We start from the raw sequence: 17,257 nt of genomic DNA on the forward strand, positions 1-17,257 counted from the left end.
CAATTAGTCCCAACCTCTACGATAAAAATTTCCCTATCACCCATCAATGACCAAAATTCCCTTTGTAGACCTCAGCTTTCAACACGAACCGCTGATAACCAAGATCGAAGAAGCGATCCTCACCGTACTCCACCAGGGAGATTTTATCATGGGCAAAGCTGTCGCCGATTTTGAGACAGCCTTTGCGAAGGCTTGCGGTGTAGAATATGGTATTGGCGTAGCTTGCGGGACAGATGCGATCGCACTCGGACTCCAAGCCTGCGGTATTCGTCCCGGCGATGAAGTAATCTTACCAGCCAACACCTTTGTCGCCACCCTCATAGGCGTCCTCCACGCCGGTGCAACCCCAATTTTGGTCGATTGCGACCCCGAAACCGCTTTAATAGACCTAGCAGCCGCAGAGAAAGCAATTACGGAACAAACAACAGCGATCGTACCAGTCCATCTCTACGGACAAATGGTATCGCCAAAACAACTGCTAGACTTCGCTAACACCCACAATCTGCTAATCTTTGAAGATGCAGCCCAAGCTCACGAAGCTTCGCGAGAAGGTTACAAAGCTGGTTCAATTGGCAAAGCAGCAGCTTTTAGCTTCTATCCCAGCAAAAACTTGGGAGCAGTAGGGGATGGTGGTATGGTGGTAACCAGCGATGTAGAAGTAGCAAAAAAAATGCGATCGCTACGCAACTATGGAGCCCCCCAAAAATATCTCCACGTCGAATACGGTACAAATAGCCGTCTGGATACCCTGCAAGCTGCCGTACTCAACGTAAAACTGCCCCACTTACAAGAGTGGAACACGCAGCGCAACATCGCTGCACAAGAGTACGATCGCTTATTAGAAGAACTGCGATCGCACGGTATATTCCCCATCCAAAACCATAGCAGTAGCGGTCACATTTATCACCTATACGTCATCCGTATTACCGAAACCTGTCCAGTCGATCGCGAAACAATCCAGACAGAACTAGCCGCAGTTGGCATTCAATCAGGCATCCATTATCCCCTGCCCTGCCATCTTCAGCCAGCATATCAATATTTAGGTTATCAAGAAGGAGACTTTCCCAATTCAGAAACACTATCAAAACAGATATTATCCTTGCCAATGTACCCAGGTCTGAGCCACACTCAGATCGGGCAAGTGGTGCAAGCACTTCATACTATACTCGGCTACCAGTCTAAGCCAGGACAGTGGAACCCCACCCCCAGCCCCTCCCCGCAACAGGGAGGGGAGAAATACTCCCCCCTCTCCTCTGGAGGAGAGGGGGGTTAGGGGGGTGAGGTTTGTCCCGGCGATAGTTGGTAGCCCTATACTCTCATCGCGTTTGATTTCTGGTTAAAGCCATGCAAATAGGGTTAAAAATTCCCAAAACCATAGAGCCACATTTACTAAGTGGCGCTATATTAGCTTTTTTGACAATATTGTACGCACCCCTGCTGTTGCACTGGTACGACGGCTGGCTGCACAAAAATATCGGCATCATACACGAATATTTCAGTCACGGACTGATTGGTCTACCTTTTGCCGCTTATATCGCTTGGTTAAATAGGAAACTGTGGCATCGCTTGCCGGATAACGCCCATCCTTTGGGTGCTGTCTTACTTATAGTGGGAGGAATATTCTATCTCAGTGGCTTAAACGACTGGGTGAACTTATCCTTCCCATTAGTGCTAGCCGGACTGTGCTTGTGGATCAAAGGTATTCCTGGCTTGAAATTGCAATTTTTCCCGCTTTTGTTGGTATTGTTGGCATCTCCAACATCAGTACCCTACCTAATCGAACCCTACGCTTTACCTTTGCAAAGCTTCATTGCTGCGGTAGCTGGGTTTATTTTGAGTCAGTTTGGCATAAACGTCACCGTCGAGGAGATTAACTTATATGTTGGCGGACAGATTGTGGAGGTAGCGCCGCACTGTGCTGGACTCAAAATGCTGTTTACCAGCCTCTATGTGGCTTTGATGTTGCTTTTCTGGACGGGTGCATTGCGATCGCGCACTAAAACAATTTTATTTTTAATTAGTGCCGCTTTACTCAGCGTTACTGCCAACATCATTCGCAATACCCTGCTAACCTACTTTCACGGTACTAATAATCACCAAGCCTTTGAATGGCTGCACGAAAGTTGGGGCGGCGACCTATATTCTGCCTGTATGCTGGGAATATTGGTCGTGCTAATCAATTTAATGGAAAAATATTTCCCCAGTGACCTTGATGAGAGCGAACAGCTAACAGAGTCATGAATCACTTGAATTCAAAACTCAAAACTTATAACTTAAAACTCTCTCAGGTCATCTTACTCCTGTTCCTGCTGCTCTTGATTGCCCTGGGAGCAATTCCCAGTTACCTGAAGGGACATTGGCCTTGGGAACAGCCGCCGCCAGTGCATTCACTCAAACAACTGCAAGAATTACGCAAAACTGGACTGACCCTGACCGGTTGGCAGACTATCTCCCAAGAAGTCAGGGAAGTTGGTGGCCACAAATGGTCTTACCAAAATATACAGCGCGATCGACAGACTCAGGCTATATTGATGCTACTCCCCCAGAATGGGCCCAAAGATCAGCCCCAGGTAGAGTGGGTAGATATCAAAGGGTCTTGGCGCTGGAAAACAGATAAATATCGCGACGCACAGTTTACTGCCAACTCAACAAATAATCATAGTGCCAAGGTGGAAGCCCACTTCTTTCAAGCCTGGAACCCAAAGCAGACCTACGCCGTACTGCAATGGTATGCTCTTCCCGATGGAGGCATTCCAGAACCGGGCAAATGGTTCTGGGCCGATCAAAAAGCCCAGTGGCAGGGGCGTCGCGTTCCTTGGGTTGCAATCAACATCCAAATTCCGATCGAACCTTTGGGCGACATCGAAAAAGTTTGGCCCCTAGCACAGTCCCTCGGCCAAACCGTTCAGTCCGCATTAATGGCAGGTTCGCTCCTGAAACAATAAAAACAATGAAAAATTAAAAATGAAAGGGGTTCTTTTCCGGCGACGGTTAACTGCAATTCACCTGCTTACTCTTCACACTGGTAGCACACTCCTGCTAACCGGCACATCGTTATTTTGGACGATTCCTGAAAAAAGCTGGGCAGCAGGGGAATTGCAGATTTCCGATTTAAAATTGCCAATTGAAAAGAAAAAAATTCAATCCAAAATCCTCTGGTGCTTCGGTGGGCATCGTGACGGGAACCAGCGCGAGGTGTTCATGGGGGAAACCCCCAAGACCACACTCGCTTGCCAAGACGCCCACTTCGCGCAAAATCCAAAATCCTCTGGTGCTTCGGTGGGCATCGTGACGGGAACCGCCAAGACGCCCACTTCGCGCAAAATCCAAAATTCTTTAGCGCAGTTACCCGTAACCATACCAGTCGTTCCCTTTGAACTCCAAAATACCCCCCAGCGCTTTCAGACCAGTCCCCAGTTTGGCCCCTACCGACTCGGCCCCGGAGATACCGTTTCTGTTATTACTCAACGCTTTGCAGACCTGAGCTTTAGTACCAACGTTAGTCCCGAAGGCAAAATTGTGGTGCCCTTGCTGGGAACAATATCAGTAGGAGGTCTGACTCTGGCAGAAGTCCAAGAAAAGATTCGCTTGGGGTTAAATCGCTACGTAATCGATCCGGTAGTCAATGTGTCTCTAGGAGGTCAGCGTCCGGTTCAAGTCACCATAACCGGCGCAGTCGTCAAACCGGGTTTCTATAACCTGGGCTTCCCGCCGCGCCTCACTGCGGCGCTGCTGACAGCGGGGGGGAGTACAATCCAAGCTGACCTACGCCAAATCCGCGTGCGTCGCTTCTTGCTGGATGGCTCTTTTATTGAGCAACCCATAGATTTGTTTACCCCTCTAGCAGCAGGAGATCCTCTGCCCGATTTGCGTCTGGAGGATGGGGATGCGGTGATTGTACCTCAACTGGAAGTGGGAAACGACGCCACTTACGATCGTCAGCTCGTAGCTAAATCCACCCTGTCGCAGCAAGTTATCAACATCCGCGTTTTAAGCTATCCTAATCAGGCGTTGGGTAATATTCGCCTTCCAAATGGCAGTACTTTTCTTGATGCCTTCACAGCTGCCAGTCCCAATCTCCAAGTTGCGGATCTCACCAAGGTGGCGCTGATCCGGTTTGACCAAGAACGAGGGAGAGCGATCGTCAGAGAACTCAATGGCAAACGAGCTTTATTTGGCGATGCTTCTCAAAATGTTCCCCTGCGAGACAACGATGTGATTGTGATCGGTCGCAATCTTGTAGGTCGGATTACTTACGCGCTCAATACCTTTACCCAACCATTTCGAGATATTCTCGGTTTTCTCCTCTTCTTCCGCTCGTTGAGCAACAGTGCTAACGATCTGTTCGGCCCTGGCTCAGACAACGGAGACGGTAATTAAAAATAATTGCCGATTTCAGATTTTAGATTTAAAATTTGAAATTAATAAAATCTAAAATCTAAAATCTTAAATCTAAAATTGCCATGACTTCACCTATTGTTAAGCGTTATCTGATCGCCTTCGACCAGCACAAATGGAAGGGAATAGTTGCCTGTATTATGATTGTGGGGGCAGCCAGTTTCGTGGCGTTACAGCCACCACCACCCACCGAATACGAGGGTGAAGGCATCATTACTTTAACTCAACCGCCAGTAATTTTTTCCAAGACAGGAACTGACATTCAACAGCAGGGACAGGGCGTCAATGTCGATTTGCTCCTCAATGAGGATGTGGTGAAGGCGGCGGCGTCGCAAATCAAGGCAAAACCCAGGGAAGTATTCAAGAAGATCGATGTTAAGCTACCCAAAGCGCCTGCTAAGGGACAACCGGCTCCACCACCTCTGCTGACAATTGAATACTCAGATAAAACAAACGAAAACGTCACTAAAGTAATCAACACAGTGATGGTGGGCATGGTTGAGCGCAGCCGTTTTATTAACACGCAGCGCTTGCGATCGATCATCACCGAAATCAATAAACGGTTGCCGCCAGCTGAGAAGGAACTTCGGGCAGCAGAGCAAGAAGTCGAAAAGTATACCAAGCAAGAAGGGCCAATTTTGTTGGCAGCCGAGAATGGTAGTTTGATTCAAGGTATTACTGGGGGTCAAGCTCAGCAGCGGCAGATTCAATTCCAATTGCAGGGGATTGACGCGCAAATTCGCAGCTTGCAGCAACGGTTAGGATTGACACCTGACCAGGCTTATGCTTCTTCGGCTCTTAGTGCCGACCCCATTATTGCCAATCTGCGGGCTCAGATTTATCAGACGGAAACTCAGCTAGAGATTCTCAAGAAAGATCTCCGGCCTGAACACCCAAATATAATTGCGTTACGCAAGCAGCAACAATCTTACGAAAACCTGCTCAGAGGTAGAGCGGCTGAGGTGATTGGCGGGAACGGTATAGCGGCACCCATCCAAAGCGGCGCTCAAATTCGCCAAGACAGCAGCCTAGACCCAGCCCGACAAGCGCTGGCACAACAGCTGATCGCCTTAAAGACCCAGCAAGATGCGCTTGTGCAACAGTTGAGTACGATCGTCCAGCAAGAAAAGACTCTCAGGCGGGAATACGCTACTATCCCCAATAAACAACTCGAATTAGCACGCTTGCAAGAGCGTTTCGGACTAAAACAAAATCTCTACAGCAGGATGCAGGCGGCTTTGGTGGATGCACAGGCAGCAGAGGCAGAGACGGTTAGCAGCTTGAGCATTGTCAAACAGGCAGAAGCTCATGAGATAGTCCTGGCTGGTTCCAATCCTATCTTGACGATCGCAATCGGAGCCTTGGCTGGAGTAGCTGTAGGCGGCGGGTTAATTTTCTTGCTGGGAATGCTGGGCGGTATACTCCAAACAATGGAGGATATCCGAGGCTTGCTGCTGCAACAAGAGGTGCAGCTTTTGGGCATCGTGCCTTACATTATGACGATCGACCCCGTGAGCGACGGTATCCCAGTTCTGGTAGCACCAGATTCTCCCTATCTGGAAGTGTACGAACGTATCCGCACTAATCTGCGCCGTACCAGCGATAAACCTGTGAAGGTGATTTTGTTGACCAGCACGATTAATGAAGAAGGTAAGAGCCTAACGGCTTATAACCTGGCAATAGCCTCTGCCCGCGCTGGTAAGCGGACGCTGCTGATCGAAGCGGATTTGCGATCGCCATCCCTTGCTAAAGCTCTTAAAGTCGCACCCGATCCCGATGCCTATGTGGAACCTTTGCGCTACTACAGTACGTGGAATGAATGTATCCGTCTTGTACCGGAAGTGGAAAATTTATACTTAGTACCGAGTCCGGGCCCCTTGCGGCAACCGTCAGCTATTCTAGAATCCAGCGAGTTTCAACGCTTACTTGAAGATGTGCGCGGTCGTTTTGACATGGTTATCGTTGATACACCAGCCCTCAGCCTCTGCAATGACGCTCTGTTACTGGAGCCGCTAACCGATGGCATTGTACTCGTGACCCGACCAGGTTACATAGCTGAGAGTATGTTGACGGAGGCTATAGATCAACTCAACGAATCAGAAGAACTGCGGCTGTTGGGTGCCATCATCAATGGGGCGGACATCCCACTTCCGATGCCTACCTCTAGCGCCGAACCGCAGGAGTCGGTAGTAGCCGAACCAGAAAACTTGTCGGAAAAACAAGCCCAAGAGTCAACAAAAGTCAAAAGTCAAAAGTCAAAAGTCAAAAGAAAATAGGGGCTAGGGAAATTTTAGATTTTAAATTTTAGATTTTAGATTTAAAAATATGAAATTTAAAATCTAAAACGGCTCGGACGAAGAGCGATCGTCAAACAACCCCAACAGGGGGCCTAAAATTGCTCCGAAGACAAAGCCACCTGCGTGAGCCCAGTAGGCAATTCCACCGGATTCCATGCCGATGTTGGCGGGAGCATTGAGACTGGCAACGCCGTAGAAGGCTTGCTGTATAAACCATAAACCCAGAAAGAAGTACGCAGGAACAGTCGTCACGAAATATCCAAAAAGTGTGAGAATTTGTGCCTTTGGGAACCTGAGAATGTAAGCTCCCAGCACGCCTGCGATCGCACCGGAAGCACCTAGCGAAGGGACTGGAGAAGCAGCTGAAAAAAACCACTGGGCTAATCCCGCCAAAGCACCGCAAGCCAGATAGAAAATCAAATATTTGACGTGACCCAACTTATCTTCAATGTTATTGCCAAAAATCCACAGGAACAGCATATTGCCCGCCAAGTGCAAAAAACCACCGTGCAGAAATTGTGACGTAAACAGCGTCATCCACTCTGGCACCTGCTGATTTACGGATATGCCCGAAAAGCTGGCTGATAGTTCTCGCGGCACTATAGCCGCAAGATGGAAAAATCCTTCCAATTGCGCTGGTGGCAAAGTCAGTTCATATAAAAAAACGAGAATATTAACCGCAATCAGCCCGTAAGTGACATACGGAGTGATTACTGTGGGATTGTTATCGCGAAGGGGAACCACAGGCGTTTTTCCAAGAGCATCATCAAGCTGAAGGATAGCCTATGACTTTAGGGGATGTCGTCTAACTTGCGGATAAAATCTGAGGACTTACCCATTTCAACAGCTAGCAGAGGATCGGAGCGGCTCCTTGTCAAGGAGTGAGAAAGTAAATTCTTATGCCCCATATCCCATGCTTTGCTGCCTTATGCGTAAGTCCTGTAGTGTTTAGCCAGCAGTTACCACTTTTCGGCTTGAGATAGCACGTAGCTCGCTACATCATCTATCTGCTGAGCTTTCAAACGACCAGCAAAGGCGGGCATGGCACCTTTACCTTTCGTCACCTGGGTTGTAATTGCCTCTAGAGAATACATACCGTACTTCTCCAGGGCATCTTTCTTCAGGGTTTTAGGGGCCATAATGAGGTTTCTACCACCCGCGTGACAGACAGTGCAGTTGGCACTAAAGATTTTGGCACCATTGGCTACATCTCCTTCTGCCAGGGCAGGACGACCCAAGGCAAATGTGAAGACTGCGATCGTCAGCAGTACAACCGATACTAATTTTCTCAAGGGGGTTCTCCTCAACTCAATGTGTACTCTCAACAGCAAATCTGTGCGAACCGAACCGATCGCAGTCGCAGCTTTTTTTATTCCTCCGGCGGGAGGGTAGCTGCCGTTCTCGGTTGTAGGGGTGAGCTTAAACCCAGCCCCTACGGTAACTTCTGCTCTCAATATTTTCAGCACATTTTTGTACTGAAGTTACCCAAAAAATTATTTTACCGCTCAGGCTCTTACCGTTATGAAATTGCCAGGAAAATTAGGGAGAGAGACACTTGCGGGTTTGGTAAGGTCGCTCCCCCCACATAACAGATCTTGGGGTGCTACGGTCGGAGCTTACCAGCATCACACCCAGGTAAGTAGCCAAAATCGTCAACAGATGGGGAACTCAAAGTAATTGACGCCGGATTGGATGCCTAACTTTCTGATGTTGCTTAGGCTTGTTAAAAGACGGCTTTAATAATAGATTTTGCCGCCTCCCCACCTAGCACCCACGACTTTTGGCTGGAGCAGAATATGACCGGCGATCGCTGTGAGGTTTTCGTCGGTAAGATTTCTCATTTCCGGGAAAATATCGGCGCTCTTCTTGCTGGGATGTAGCTCAGCGATCGAGGTTTCGCCATCATAGGTGGTGGGATCTTTCATGTAATCCACCAATGCTTCGATGTTATTGCGGGGCGGCGTCGCTAGAGAGAGGGTTTCCGGCTCGAGTCCCAGGTTGGGGTCGGTCTTTGTGATCCCGCCATTGTGACATTGAGAACAGGCACTATTAAACAGGCGTTTGCCTTCTTGAACTTGTTTTAGGCTCAGGACAACGCTGTCACCGGCTCCATTTTTTTGCACCGTGCGGGTTGCGGCGTCGAGTTCGACGGCAAATGCGTTTCCGACAACCATCTGAAAGGTGAATAATACGGTAGCCACAGCAAGCAAGACGTATTTTTTAAGCATGGTACTCCCAAAACAATCAGGCTCGGTGATTGGATATAGCAGGTGGGCTCAATCTGCCCTATTCGATCGGCAGACCTATCACTAGGGTTCGCGGGATGGCTCTAGCCCAAATGATCGGCAATGGTCGGGATAATCTACTTCAGAAGCTGAGCAACTGTTCGATTACAGGGAGGAATCTTCCTGTCGATCGCTGCCTGAGCAATTTCTTTTAGCCATAATTTCGGAAATGATTGCTTTCACGTCCTCCAAGGCCAAACGAGTCTGAGGGTTTTTATAGTTTATTCCCAACCGATCGCAAAGCTGTAACACTTCTGCCACTGAAGTGTTGTAGTCAGCCGCTATTTCTGCGATCGACAGATCTGCAAAACCCATACTGGTTCTTTACGAAAGATTGAGCCACTCTCATAATCATGCCACTGAGCGGTACCTTTCCCAAGATAGTTATTGAGTAGTGCTGAGTGCTGAGTGCTGAGTGGAACAATCTTCTTCCCTCTGCCCCTCTGCTCCTCTTCCCCTCTTCCCCTAGTCCCTAGCCCCTAGCCCCTAGCCCCTCTCTTGAGTGCAGGCGAATCAGCTGAGCCAGGGTTGATTTGAGTCTGGTTCTGGGCACAATCGCGTCCACAAAGCCGTGCTGTAGGAGATACTCAGCGGTTTGAAAATCGTCAGGCAGCTTTTCTCGCACGGTTTGCTCGATCACCCGCCGTCCGGCAAACCCAATCGTGGCTTTTGGTTCTGCCACAATGATGTCTCCTAACATGGCAAAACTCGCAGTCACACCCCCAGTTGTGGGGTGAGTCAAAACTGGAATGTATAGCAGTTTGGCTTCTCTGTGGCGTTGCAGAGCAGCGGAAATTTTAGCCATCTGCATCAGGCTGAGCATTCCCTCTTGCATTCTGGCTCCGCCGGAGGCACAAACAACGATCGCTGGTAAGCCTTGCTGGGTAGCTTGTTCTACTAGACGGGTGAGTTTTTCTCCTACGACGGAGCCCATACTACCGCCCATGAATCGGAAGTCCATGACGCCCAGTGCGGCTGGGTTACCTTCCATTTTCCCCAAACCGGTTTGCACGGCATCGGAAAGGCCGATTTTTTCTTGGGTTTCTTTGAGACGATCGCGGTACGTTTTGCGATCGCGAAACTGTAACGGATCGCCAGGGCGCAGTCCCTCGTCAATCGGCTCCCAGGTATTTGCATCTATCAGCTGGCGGATGCGCTCGTTGCTGTAGATCCGCATATGATGGTCGCACTCCCGGCAAACCATCTGATTAACTTGCAGATCTTTGGTGTAAGCCATCACGCTGCAAGCTTCGCATTTCGTCCACAGCCCATCCGCAATCTCGCGCTCTTGTCGTTCTGGACTGATAGGACTGGATTTTTTTCTATTGGCAAACCAATCAAACAAAGACATGAAGACAGTAAATTCCTTTTAATTTTGTTAATTGTTAATTGCTAATTGCTAACTTGTTAATCGCTTTTTAAGTGCGTACTCGGTCAAATTACTCAAGTATCTTCTTCTGGCGCTTGCTCCTCTTCCAGCGGGCTGAGTAGAAGCAGGGCTGTCCACCGATCTTGCGATCGCACCTGCAAAGCTGCAGGGCTACCCGTTCCCATATATGAAGCAATCCCCAAGTCGATAATTCGGGTCGGGATTTGATGTGCAGCGAGGATTTGCTGCATTAGTTCCGCTTCCCAGCGGGTAGAAGTGGTTTTCAGCGAGATCCAAGACACAGGTTGATTTTATCAGAAAGTTGGGTTTAAAACCCCGTGCTTCTAGCACGGCTTTATATTTGGTGGCAGATGCAATGCCGCTAAATATGTTAAGATAGGGGAATAGAACTAATTAGTACCGATGGGCAGTCGGGAATCCAAAACGCCTATGCAGACGGTTTGCCAGGGACTGAGATATCTCAGTCTAGGTCAAAGTCGAAAACCCGCAAGGCTCGCCTTGAGCGCAGTCGAAAGGGAACAACTAGGAAGACTAAGAAGTGATTCTTAGAAGCTCCGTACCTTTAGGTCGGAGTCATGTCACCTCATCCCAAGTTGCAGTCGAAATGTCAGATGAGGGGGAAAAATAATTGTAGGTATGTGGCTAAAATATCCTGACCGAAAAAAACCGTCAACCCGGCTCCCAGTGCCAGAAAGGGGCCAAAAGGCATCGGTTGACGGCGATTTAGCAAGCCAAGCGCGATCGCGCCGCCACCCACAAAAGACCCCAGCGCACAAGCCAAAAACCCAGCCAGCAGCAAATACTTCCAACCCAGCCAAGCACCCATCATCGCCGCCAATTTGGCATCTCCTCCACCCATAGCGGCTTGCCCAAAAACGATCGATCCGACCACAATAATCGCGTCAAACAACCATATACCCAGCACGGCACCGACGATACCCGACATCACTTGGTTAATCGAGCCTGCTAAGTTATTTGCTGTCAGGAAACCGATCGCACCTTTAAATACCAAACCCGCCAATAACCCAGACTGAGTTAAGGAATTGGGTAGAGTCATGGTATCGAGATCGATCAGCGACAAAGCCAAAAGCCAGCTCAAAAAAGCGCAGTAACCCAACGTTTGCCAATAGCCAAGCGTTTCTCCAATACTGCCAAACTTCAAGAAAACCAACAAAAACAAAATGCCCGTTGCGGCTTCCACTAAAGGATAGCGTACCGCGATCGCATTTCTACAGTAGCGACAGCGCCCCCGCAACCACAGCCAGCCAAACACGGGTACGTTGTCATAAGCTTTTAATCTATTGAGACACTGAGGACAGCGAGAGGGAGGAAACAGCAGAGATAACCCAGCTGGCAACCTGTAAACCACAACATTGAGAAAACTACCAACAGACGCCCCCAGTACGAAGACAAACAAAACCACGGGCAACATTATTAAGATATCCATGTTTTATAGCTCTTGTATCAAATCCGTCTGCGTCGGAATTGTTCGTTTTTCCCCTCTGCCCCTCTCTCCTTCTCCCCTCCCCGTGGGACGGGGAGGGGTTGGGGGTGGGGTTGCCCCTCTGCGGCCATAATGATTCAGACACAACCGGAAACGATATTACTCGATCGCTATCAACTTCTCTGCCTCTTGAGATGGCAACGGCCTAGAAAAGAAATACCCTTGCCCGTATTCGCATTGCAACTCCCTCAATTTTGTCAATTGCTGTCTCGTTTCCACCCCTTCTGCAATTACGTCTATCCCTAGGTTATGAGCTAACATCACGATAGTTCTGACAATCTCCGAACTCTCCCTATCTTCACCCATGTTGTTAATAAAAGAGCGATCGATCTTGAGCGTATTAACTGGGAAGCGGTGAAGATAGCTAAGAGATGAATAGCCGGTGCCGAAATCATCAATGGACAGTTGAATTCCCAAAGCTCTTAATTGGGAGAGTGTGGCAGCCGCAGATTCGGCATTTTCGATGATAGCGCTTTCTGTAATTTCTAGCTTTAAGCTGGTGGCAGCTAAACCAGTATCCCGCAGAACTCCATCGATTTGTTCGATTAGGTTTGATTGGGCAAAGTGTTTGCTACAAAGATTTACGCTGATTGTCAAAAGTGAGGAAGTGGGAATTTGCTGCTGCCATAGCCGCGTTTGGCGGCACGCTGAGCGCATTACCCACCAGTCGATTTGCATGAGCGCCCCTGTTTCTTGGGCTAGCGGAATGAACTCACCTGGAGGCACTAAGCCGCGTTGGGGATGCTGCCAGCGCACTAGCGCCTCGAATCCGACAATTTTGCTGGTTGCTAGGGATACAATTGGTTGGTAGTAGACTTGAAACTCGCAGCGATCGATCGCTCGTCGCAGGTCGTTTTCTAACTGCGAGAGCGCTATTACTTGAAGGTGCATGGCTGTATCGAACACCTGATACCGTCCCTTCCCAAGCGATTTGGCACGGTACATAGCGATGTCGGCGTCGCGGATCAAATCTTCTGCCCGTTCGTAACTCGACAAGCTACAGACGATACCGATGCTTGCATTGGTGAAGGTTTCGTATGCGTCTATGTTGAAGGGCGAACTCAGTTCGCTCAAAATTCGGTCAGCAGCGCGACAGGCATCGTTGATATTTTCGATATCTTCCAAAAGGATAGCGAACTCATCTCCCCCCAGACGCGCAACTGTGTCAGCGGTGCGTAAGCTATTTTCTAACCTTTGCGCGATCGCAATCAGCAACCGATCTCCGATCGTGTGCCCAAAACTGTCGTTGACAATTTTAAAACGGTCAATATCCAGGAATAACACTGCAAACAAATAATCCCGCTCTCGTTTTGCTCGCTTAAACGCACGATCGAGCCGTTCCAAGAACAAGGCGCGGTTTGGCAAACCTGTCAGCGCATCGTGAAAAGCCTGATACCGCAATCTTTCCTCTGCGTCCCTCCGATCGGTCATGTCCCAGAACACCAAAACCGCACCCATAACGTTTTCTTTATCGTCTTTGATCGGTGCAACGCTATCACCAATCGGTACTTCTGTACCATTTCTAGCTATAAGCAAAGTCTTTTCCGGCAGACTGAAAATATTACCTTCATTAAGTGCTTTGGTTACAGGACTTTCAATGGTAATACGGGTTACTTCATCGACAATATTAAATACTTCTGTCGAATTTCTACCGATCGCATCTGACTGCTGCCAGCCAGTGAGTGCTTCGGCGATCGGATTCATAAAAGTGACACACGCCTTGGTATCGTTAGCAATCACGCCATCGCCAATGCTTTTGAGTACGGTGGAAAGCCATTTAGCATTTTCTTTTATTTGCTTTTCCATCTTATGTTTGTAAATAGCTATCTCAATAGTAATATTTAATTCTCTTTCTTCAAAAGGTTTGATAATATATCCAAATGGACTTGTCTTTTTAGCCCGCTCTAACGTTTCTTCATCAGCATAAGCAGTCAAATATATTACGGGTATATCGAAACGCGAAAGAATTTGTTCCGCCGCTTCTATTCCGTCTATTTCTCCTTTTAACCTAATATCCATTAACACTAAACACGGTTTAATTTCATCTGCTTTTTGAATTGCTTCAATGCCAGTATTTGCGATCGCCGCTACTTTATAACCTAAATTCTCTAAAATATTTTGTAGGTCTATAGCAACGATGCTTTCGTCTTCTACCACTAAAATTGTGGTGCTATCAATCATCGCATTTTTTGTTAACATATTGTCATTGCTCTATTTGAACTCCTGTAAATACAATCTTAAACTCCGTACCCGCACTGGAATTCAGATCGATATTACCTTTCAACTGATTGACCAAACCATTAACTAATTTTAACCCCAAAGTATTCGTATTTTTCATATCTAAATCTGCTGGCAATCCCACACCATTGTCCCTAACAATCAGTACTAAATTATCCTCTTCAAACGGATAAAATATAATGCCAATCTCACCTTTTTCTCCTTCGCAAAAAGCATATTTCAAAGAATTGGAAACAAGCTCGTTGATAATCAGGCCACAAGGAATTGCTGTGTCAACATCAAGAAAAATATTATTGCTAACATCAATATTCAGATTTACATCGTTATTTCTTATTCCGTAAGAACGAAACAAATTAGTAGCTAATTCACGAATATACTGAGCAAAATCAATTTTTGTCATGTCTTTAGAGCGATACAACTTTTCGTGGATAAGTGCCATCGATCTAACGCGATTTTGACTTTCTTTGAATATATCACTTGTTAATTTATCATTGATAGACCGGGACTGAAGGCCGAGCAGACTGCAAATGACCTGCAAATTGTTTTTGACACGATGGTGAATTTCTTTGAGCAACACCTCTTTCTCTTTGAGAGATGCCTGAATTTGGTGTTCTGCCTGCTGGCGGGCTTGAGCAGAAGAAAGCACATTAGCGACAGCTTGGAGAAAGTGAAGGTCATCTTGAGTGAATTTTCGCTGTCTGGTTGTATGCACTCCCAAGACTCCAAAAGGGCGATCGCTACCTTGTTGGATTATGACACTCATACCGCTGACAACTCCATGCTCGCGAAGCAGAGATGGGCCACTAAACCGTACTTCCGTGCGTAAGTCTTCCACAACGATCGGATCGCTCGAAAGCAAGGTGTAGCCAGCTTGGGAATCCATCCCAGAACCCACTGTTGCGCTTCCCACCAATCCTTCTTGCCAACCTACACCAGCCCGCAGCAGCAAAGCTTCCCCACCCGAAAGGAGTTCTAAAACCTTGCTGTACTCCAACTCAAGAGTTTGTGCTAAAATCGCACAAGCTTGCGTCAAAATAGTGGAAAGGTTTTTGTCGGCAAGTGCTTGTTGACCGAGTTGAGCCACCGCTGCCTGCTGCTTTATGCGGGTTTCCAGTTCTGCCTCCACGCGAAGGCGATCGGCAATCTCCATCTGTAAATCTGTGTTGGCTTTTGCTAGTTCTTTAGTTCGTTCCCGAACTCGGACTTCTAGATCGTCATAAGCTCTTTGCAATGCAGCTTCTGCGTGCTTGCGATCGGTAATATCGCGCCCTTCTGGAATCAGCAAAACCACATTTTCCTTCTCATCTTTAACAGGTTTGAGGGAAAAGTCAATGGTTGTCATTTTATTGCCAGCACCCATTAGCTCGACTTCGTAACGAACGAATTTGCCTGTTGCTGCTTCCGCGATCGCGGCTTTCAATTGGTTCTGGGTTTCCATCGAAATAGTCCAGATCCGCGTTGACCACAAAGGACGATCGACAACATCTGAGTGTTTCAGTCCCGCAAAATCCAACGCTGTCTGGTTAGCTTCTAAAAGCGTACCGTCTGGTTTCAGCAGTGCAATGAATTGGAATGTCTGGTCAAAGATAGCGCGGAAGCGTCTTTCACTCTCTTGCAAAGCTTCTTCTGCCTGCTTGCGATCGGTAATATCGCGCAGAAACACGGTAAAAATTTTTTCACCTTCCAATTCCAGCCGCGAAATCGAGGCTTCAGCCGGGAACTCTGTACCATCTTTGCGACGACCGAAAATCTCGCGGCAGTTGCCCATCCTGCGGGCTGGCGAGGATGACCACGCAAATCCCACTACGTGCTGGCGATGAAGCGCCGCCAAGCGCTCTGGCAAAAGTAGGTCGAGTGGTTGGCCTATAGCCTCAATAGCTTTGTATCCGAAGATCTTTTCCGCGCCTTTATTAAATAGAGTAATACGTTGAGTAGGATCTACCGAGATAATTGCATCATCGGCAATATCTAGAATTCCAGCCAGACGCGCTTGCGATATCCGCAGTGCCTCTTCTATCCGCTTCAGTTCTGTGATGTCCCGCCCTACTGCTTGGAACTCGACCGGGCGATCTCGCTCATCAAAAATCGCCCGGTTGATCCACTGGTGAAAGCGAATTTCTCCGTTGGGTCGGATAATGCGGTTTGCGATCGTTGTGACGGGATTTTCCCGACTTAGAGTACTTAGCTGTGTTTCTACTTGTTCCAAATCTTCTTCGAGAATAACAGGAGCAAAGGTATGTTCAAGCAGTTCTTCCTGCGATCGCTCAAAGTAACGACAGTAAGCTTGGTTGACAAACGTGAAAGTGCGATCGGGCAAAAACCGACAAACCAGTTCGGTTTGATCCTCTACGATAGCGCGATAACGGGCTTCGCTCTGGCGCAGTGCCTCCTCAACCCGCTGGCGCTCTAAAATTTGGTTTTCCAGGTTACGGTTGATGGCTGAGAGTTCTGCGGCACTGGGGAGAGCTAGCGCTTTAGGAACCAACGGTACAAGCGTCAAAGCTGTGTAGAGTGAAACTACAGCCGTTATCGCTTTGAGCCACCCAGACAGCCAATAAATCGGATGCCACAGCGTCCAAACCTCCATTAAATGGGTAGTGCCGCAAGCGACGATAAATGCACCAAACAGCAGGAATATCCAAGGATAGGGCAAATCTTTCCGCTTGCGAACAAAATATATTAGTGCGATCGTGATGGAATAATATGCAAGCGCAATTAAAATGTCCGAGATTATGTGAATTCCCACCAACTCAGGCTTCCACAGGTAGCAATGCCCGTGTGGGATAAAATCTCCTGAATCAAAAATTTTTTCTAATATCATTTGTCTATTTAATTCAAGTTGCTAGTTACTTGCACTCTGGGTACGTAGTTGCGATGCCGCGCTCTTATAGCGGTTCTCAAGTAAGTGAGGTACGTAGTTGGGCTTTAGCCCTCTTAATTTAGTGGTTATATAAGCTGTCAGTCATACCTCATCTACCTTATAAGGGCTATATACCAAATCCGCAACAATTACCCCCTTTATGTCTCTAGGCTGTAGAGACGTTTCATGAAACGTCTCTACAATGTTTAGGCTAAAAATTCTCATGGGGTAACCAACCCGGATTTGGTATTATAACAACTTGGATAAGAGCGCGGCATCGCAACA

General features: G+C 47.9%; 14 protein-coding genes. 5 read left to right on the forward strand and 9 right to left on the reverse strand.

Annotation, left to right across the window (positions count from 1 at the left end; genetic code table 11):
- The first annotated feature begins 46 nt into the window (after positions 1-46).
- From LAY41_RS06615 to LAY41_RS06635, 5 genes are all read left to right on the forward strand, one after another.
- Positions 47-1,273, forward strand: a complete 1,227-nt coding sequence (locus tag LAY41_RS06615) for a DegT/DnrJ/EryC1/StrS family aminotransferase (protein ID WP_249095524.1) — start codon at positions 47-49, stop codon at positions 1,271-1,273.
- Positions 1,274-1,344: 71 nt separating this feature from the next.
- The gene (gene crtB, locus LAY41_RS06620; protein ID WP_249095527.1) at positions 1,345-2,241 is read left to right on the forward strand and encodes a cyanoexosortase B; all 897 of its coding nucleotides are present in this window, start codon (positions 1,345-1,347) and stop codon (positions 2,239-2,241) included.
- Complete coding sequence (locus tag LAY41_RS06625) at positions 2,238-2,945, forward strand: cyanoexosortase B system-associated protein (RefSeq protein ID WP_249095530.1); 708 nt, start codon at positions 2,238-2,240, stop codon at positions 2,943-2,945. Before crtB ends, LAY41_RS06625 begins: the two co-directional genes overlap by 4 nt.
- Positions 2,946-2,964: 19 nt before the next feature.
- Entirely contained in the window at positions 2,965-4,380 is a 1,416-nt protein-coding gene (locus LAY41_RS06630; RefSeq protein ID WP_249095531.1) for a polysaccharide biosynthesis/export family protein, read from the forward strand.
- Between the two features lie 83 nt (positions 4,381-4,463).
- Positions 4,464-6,674: a GumC family protein gene (locus LAY41_RS06635; RefSeq protein ID WP_249095535.1), complete on the forward strand. Its 2,211-nt coding sequence runs from the start codon at positions 4,464-4,466 to the stop codon at positions 6,672-6,674.
- Positions 6,675-6,737: 63 nt separating this feature from the next.
- On the opposite strand, the gene LAY41_RS06640 is transcribed toward LAY41_RS06635, so the two are convergent.
- The 9 genes from LAY41_RS06640 to LAY41_RS06680 form a co-directional block, all read right to left on the reverse strand.
- Positions 6,738-7,439, reverse strand: coding sequence for a rhomboid family intramembrane serine protease (locus LAY41_RS06640; RefSeq protein WP_249095537.1), 702 nt, complete (start codon positions 7,437-7,439; stop codon positions 6,738-6,740).
- Positions 7,440-7,654: 215 nt separating this feature from the next.
- Positions 7,655-8,161, reverse strand: a complete 507-nt coding sequence (gene petJ, locus LAY41_RS06645) for a cytochrome c6 PetJ (RefSeq protein WP_476726975.1) — start codon at positions 8,159-8,161, stop codon at positions 7,655-7,657.
- 270 nt (positions 8,162-8,431) lie between these two features.
- Positions 8,432-8,923, reverse strand: a complete 492-nt coding sequence (gene psbV / locus LAY41_RS06650; protein WP_249095540.1) for a photosystem II cytochrome c-550 — start codon at positions 8,921-8,923, stop codon at positions 8,432-8,434.
- Between the two features lie 162 nt (positions 8,924-9,085).
- Positions 9,086-9,295 carry a translation initiation factor IF-2 N-terminal domain-containing protein gene (locus LAY41_RS06655; RefSeq protein WP_249095541.1) on the reverse strand — a complete coding sequence of 70 codons (210 nt, stop codon included), beginning with the start codon at positions 9,293-9,295 and terminating at the stop codon, positions 9,086-9,088.
- Positions 9,296-9,452: 157 nt separating this feature from the next.
- Entirely contained in the window at positions 9,453-10,331 is an 879-nt protein-coding gene (accD, locus tag LAY41_RS06660) for an acetyl-CoA carboxylase, carboxyltransferase subunit beta (RefSeq protein WP_249095543.1), read from the reverse strand.
- 92 nt (positions 10,332-10,423) lie between these two features.
- Positions 10,424-10,651, reverse strand: coding sequence for a hypothetical protein (locus LAY41_RS06665; RefSeq protein WP_249095546.1), 228 nt, complete (start codon positions 10,649-10,651; stop codon positions 10,424-10,426).
- A 326-nt stretch (positions 10,652-10,977) separates the two neighbouring features.
- Positions 10,978-11,817: a prepilin peptidase gene (locus LAY41_RS06670; RefSeq protein WP_249095548.1), complete on the reverse strand. Its 840-nt coding sequence runs from the start codon at positions 11,815-11,817 to the stop codon at positions 10,978-10,980.
- A 156-nt stretch (positions 11,818-11,973) separates the two neighbouring features.
- The gene (locus LAY41_RS06675; RefSeq protein WP_249095550.1) at positions 11,974-14,073 is read right to left on the reverse strand and encodes a GGDEF domain-containing response regulator; all 2,100 of its coding nucleotides are present in this window, start codon (positions 14,071-14,073) and stop codon (positions 11,974-11,976) included.
- Positions 14,074-14,077: 4 nt separating this feature from the next.
- The gene (locus tag LAY41_RS06680; RefSeq protein ID WP_249095554.1) at positions 14,078-16,933 is read right to left on the reverse strand and encodes a PAS domain-containing sensor histidine kinase; all 2,856 of its coding nucleotides are present in this window, start codon (positions 16,931-16,933) and stop codon (positions 14,078-14,080) included.
- Between the last annotated feature and the right edge of the window lie 324 nt (positions 16,934-17,257).

It is taken from the genome of Argonema galeatum A003/A1 (assembly GCF_023333595.1).
GTDB lineage: Bacteria > Cyanobacteriota > Cyanobacteriia > Cyanobacteriales > Aerosakkonemataceae > Argonema > Argonema galeatum.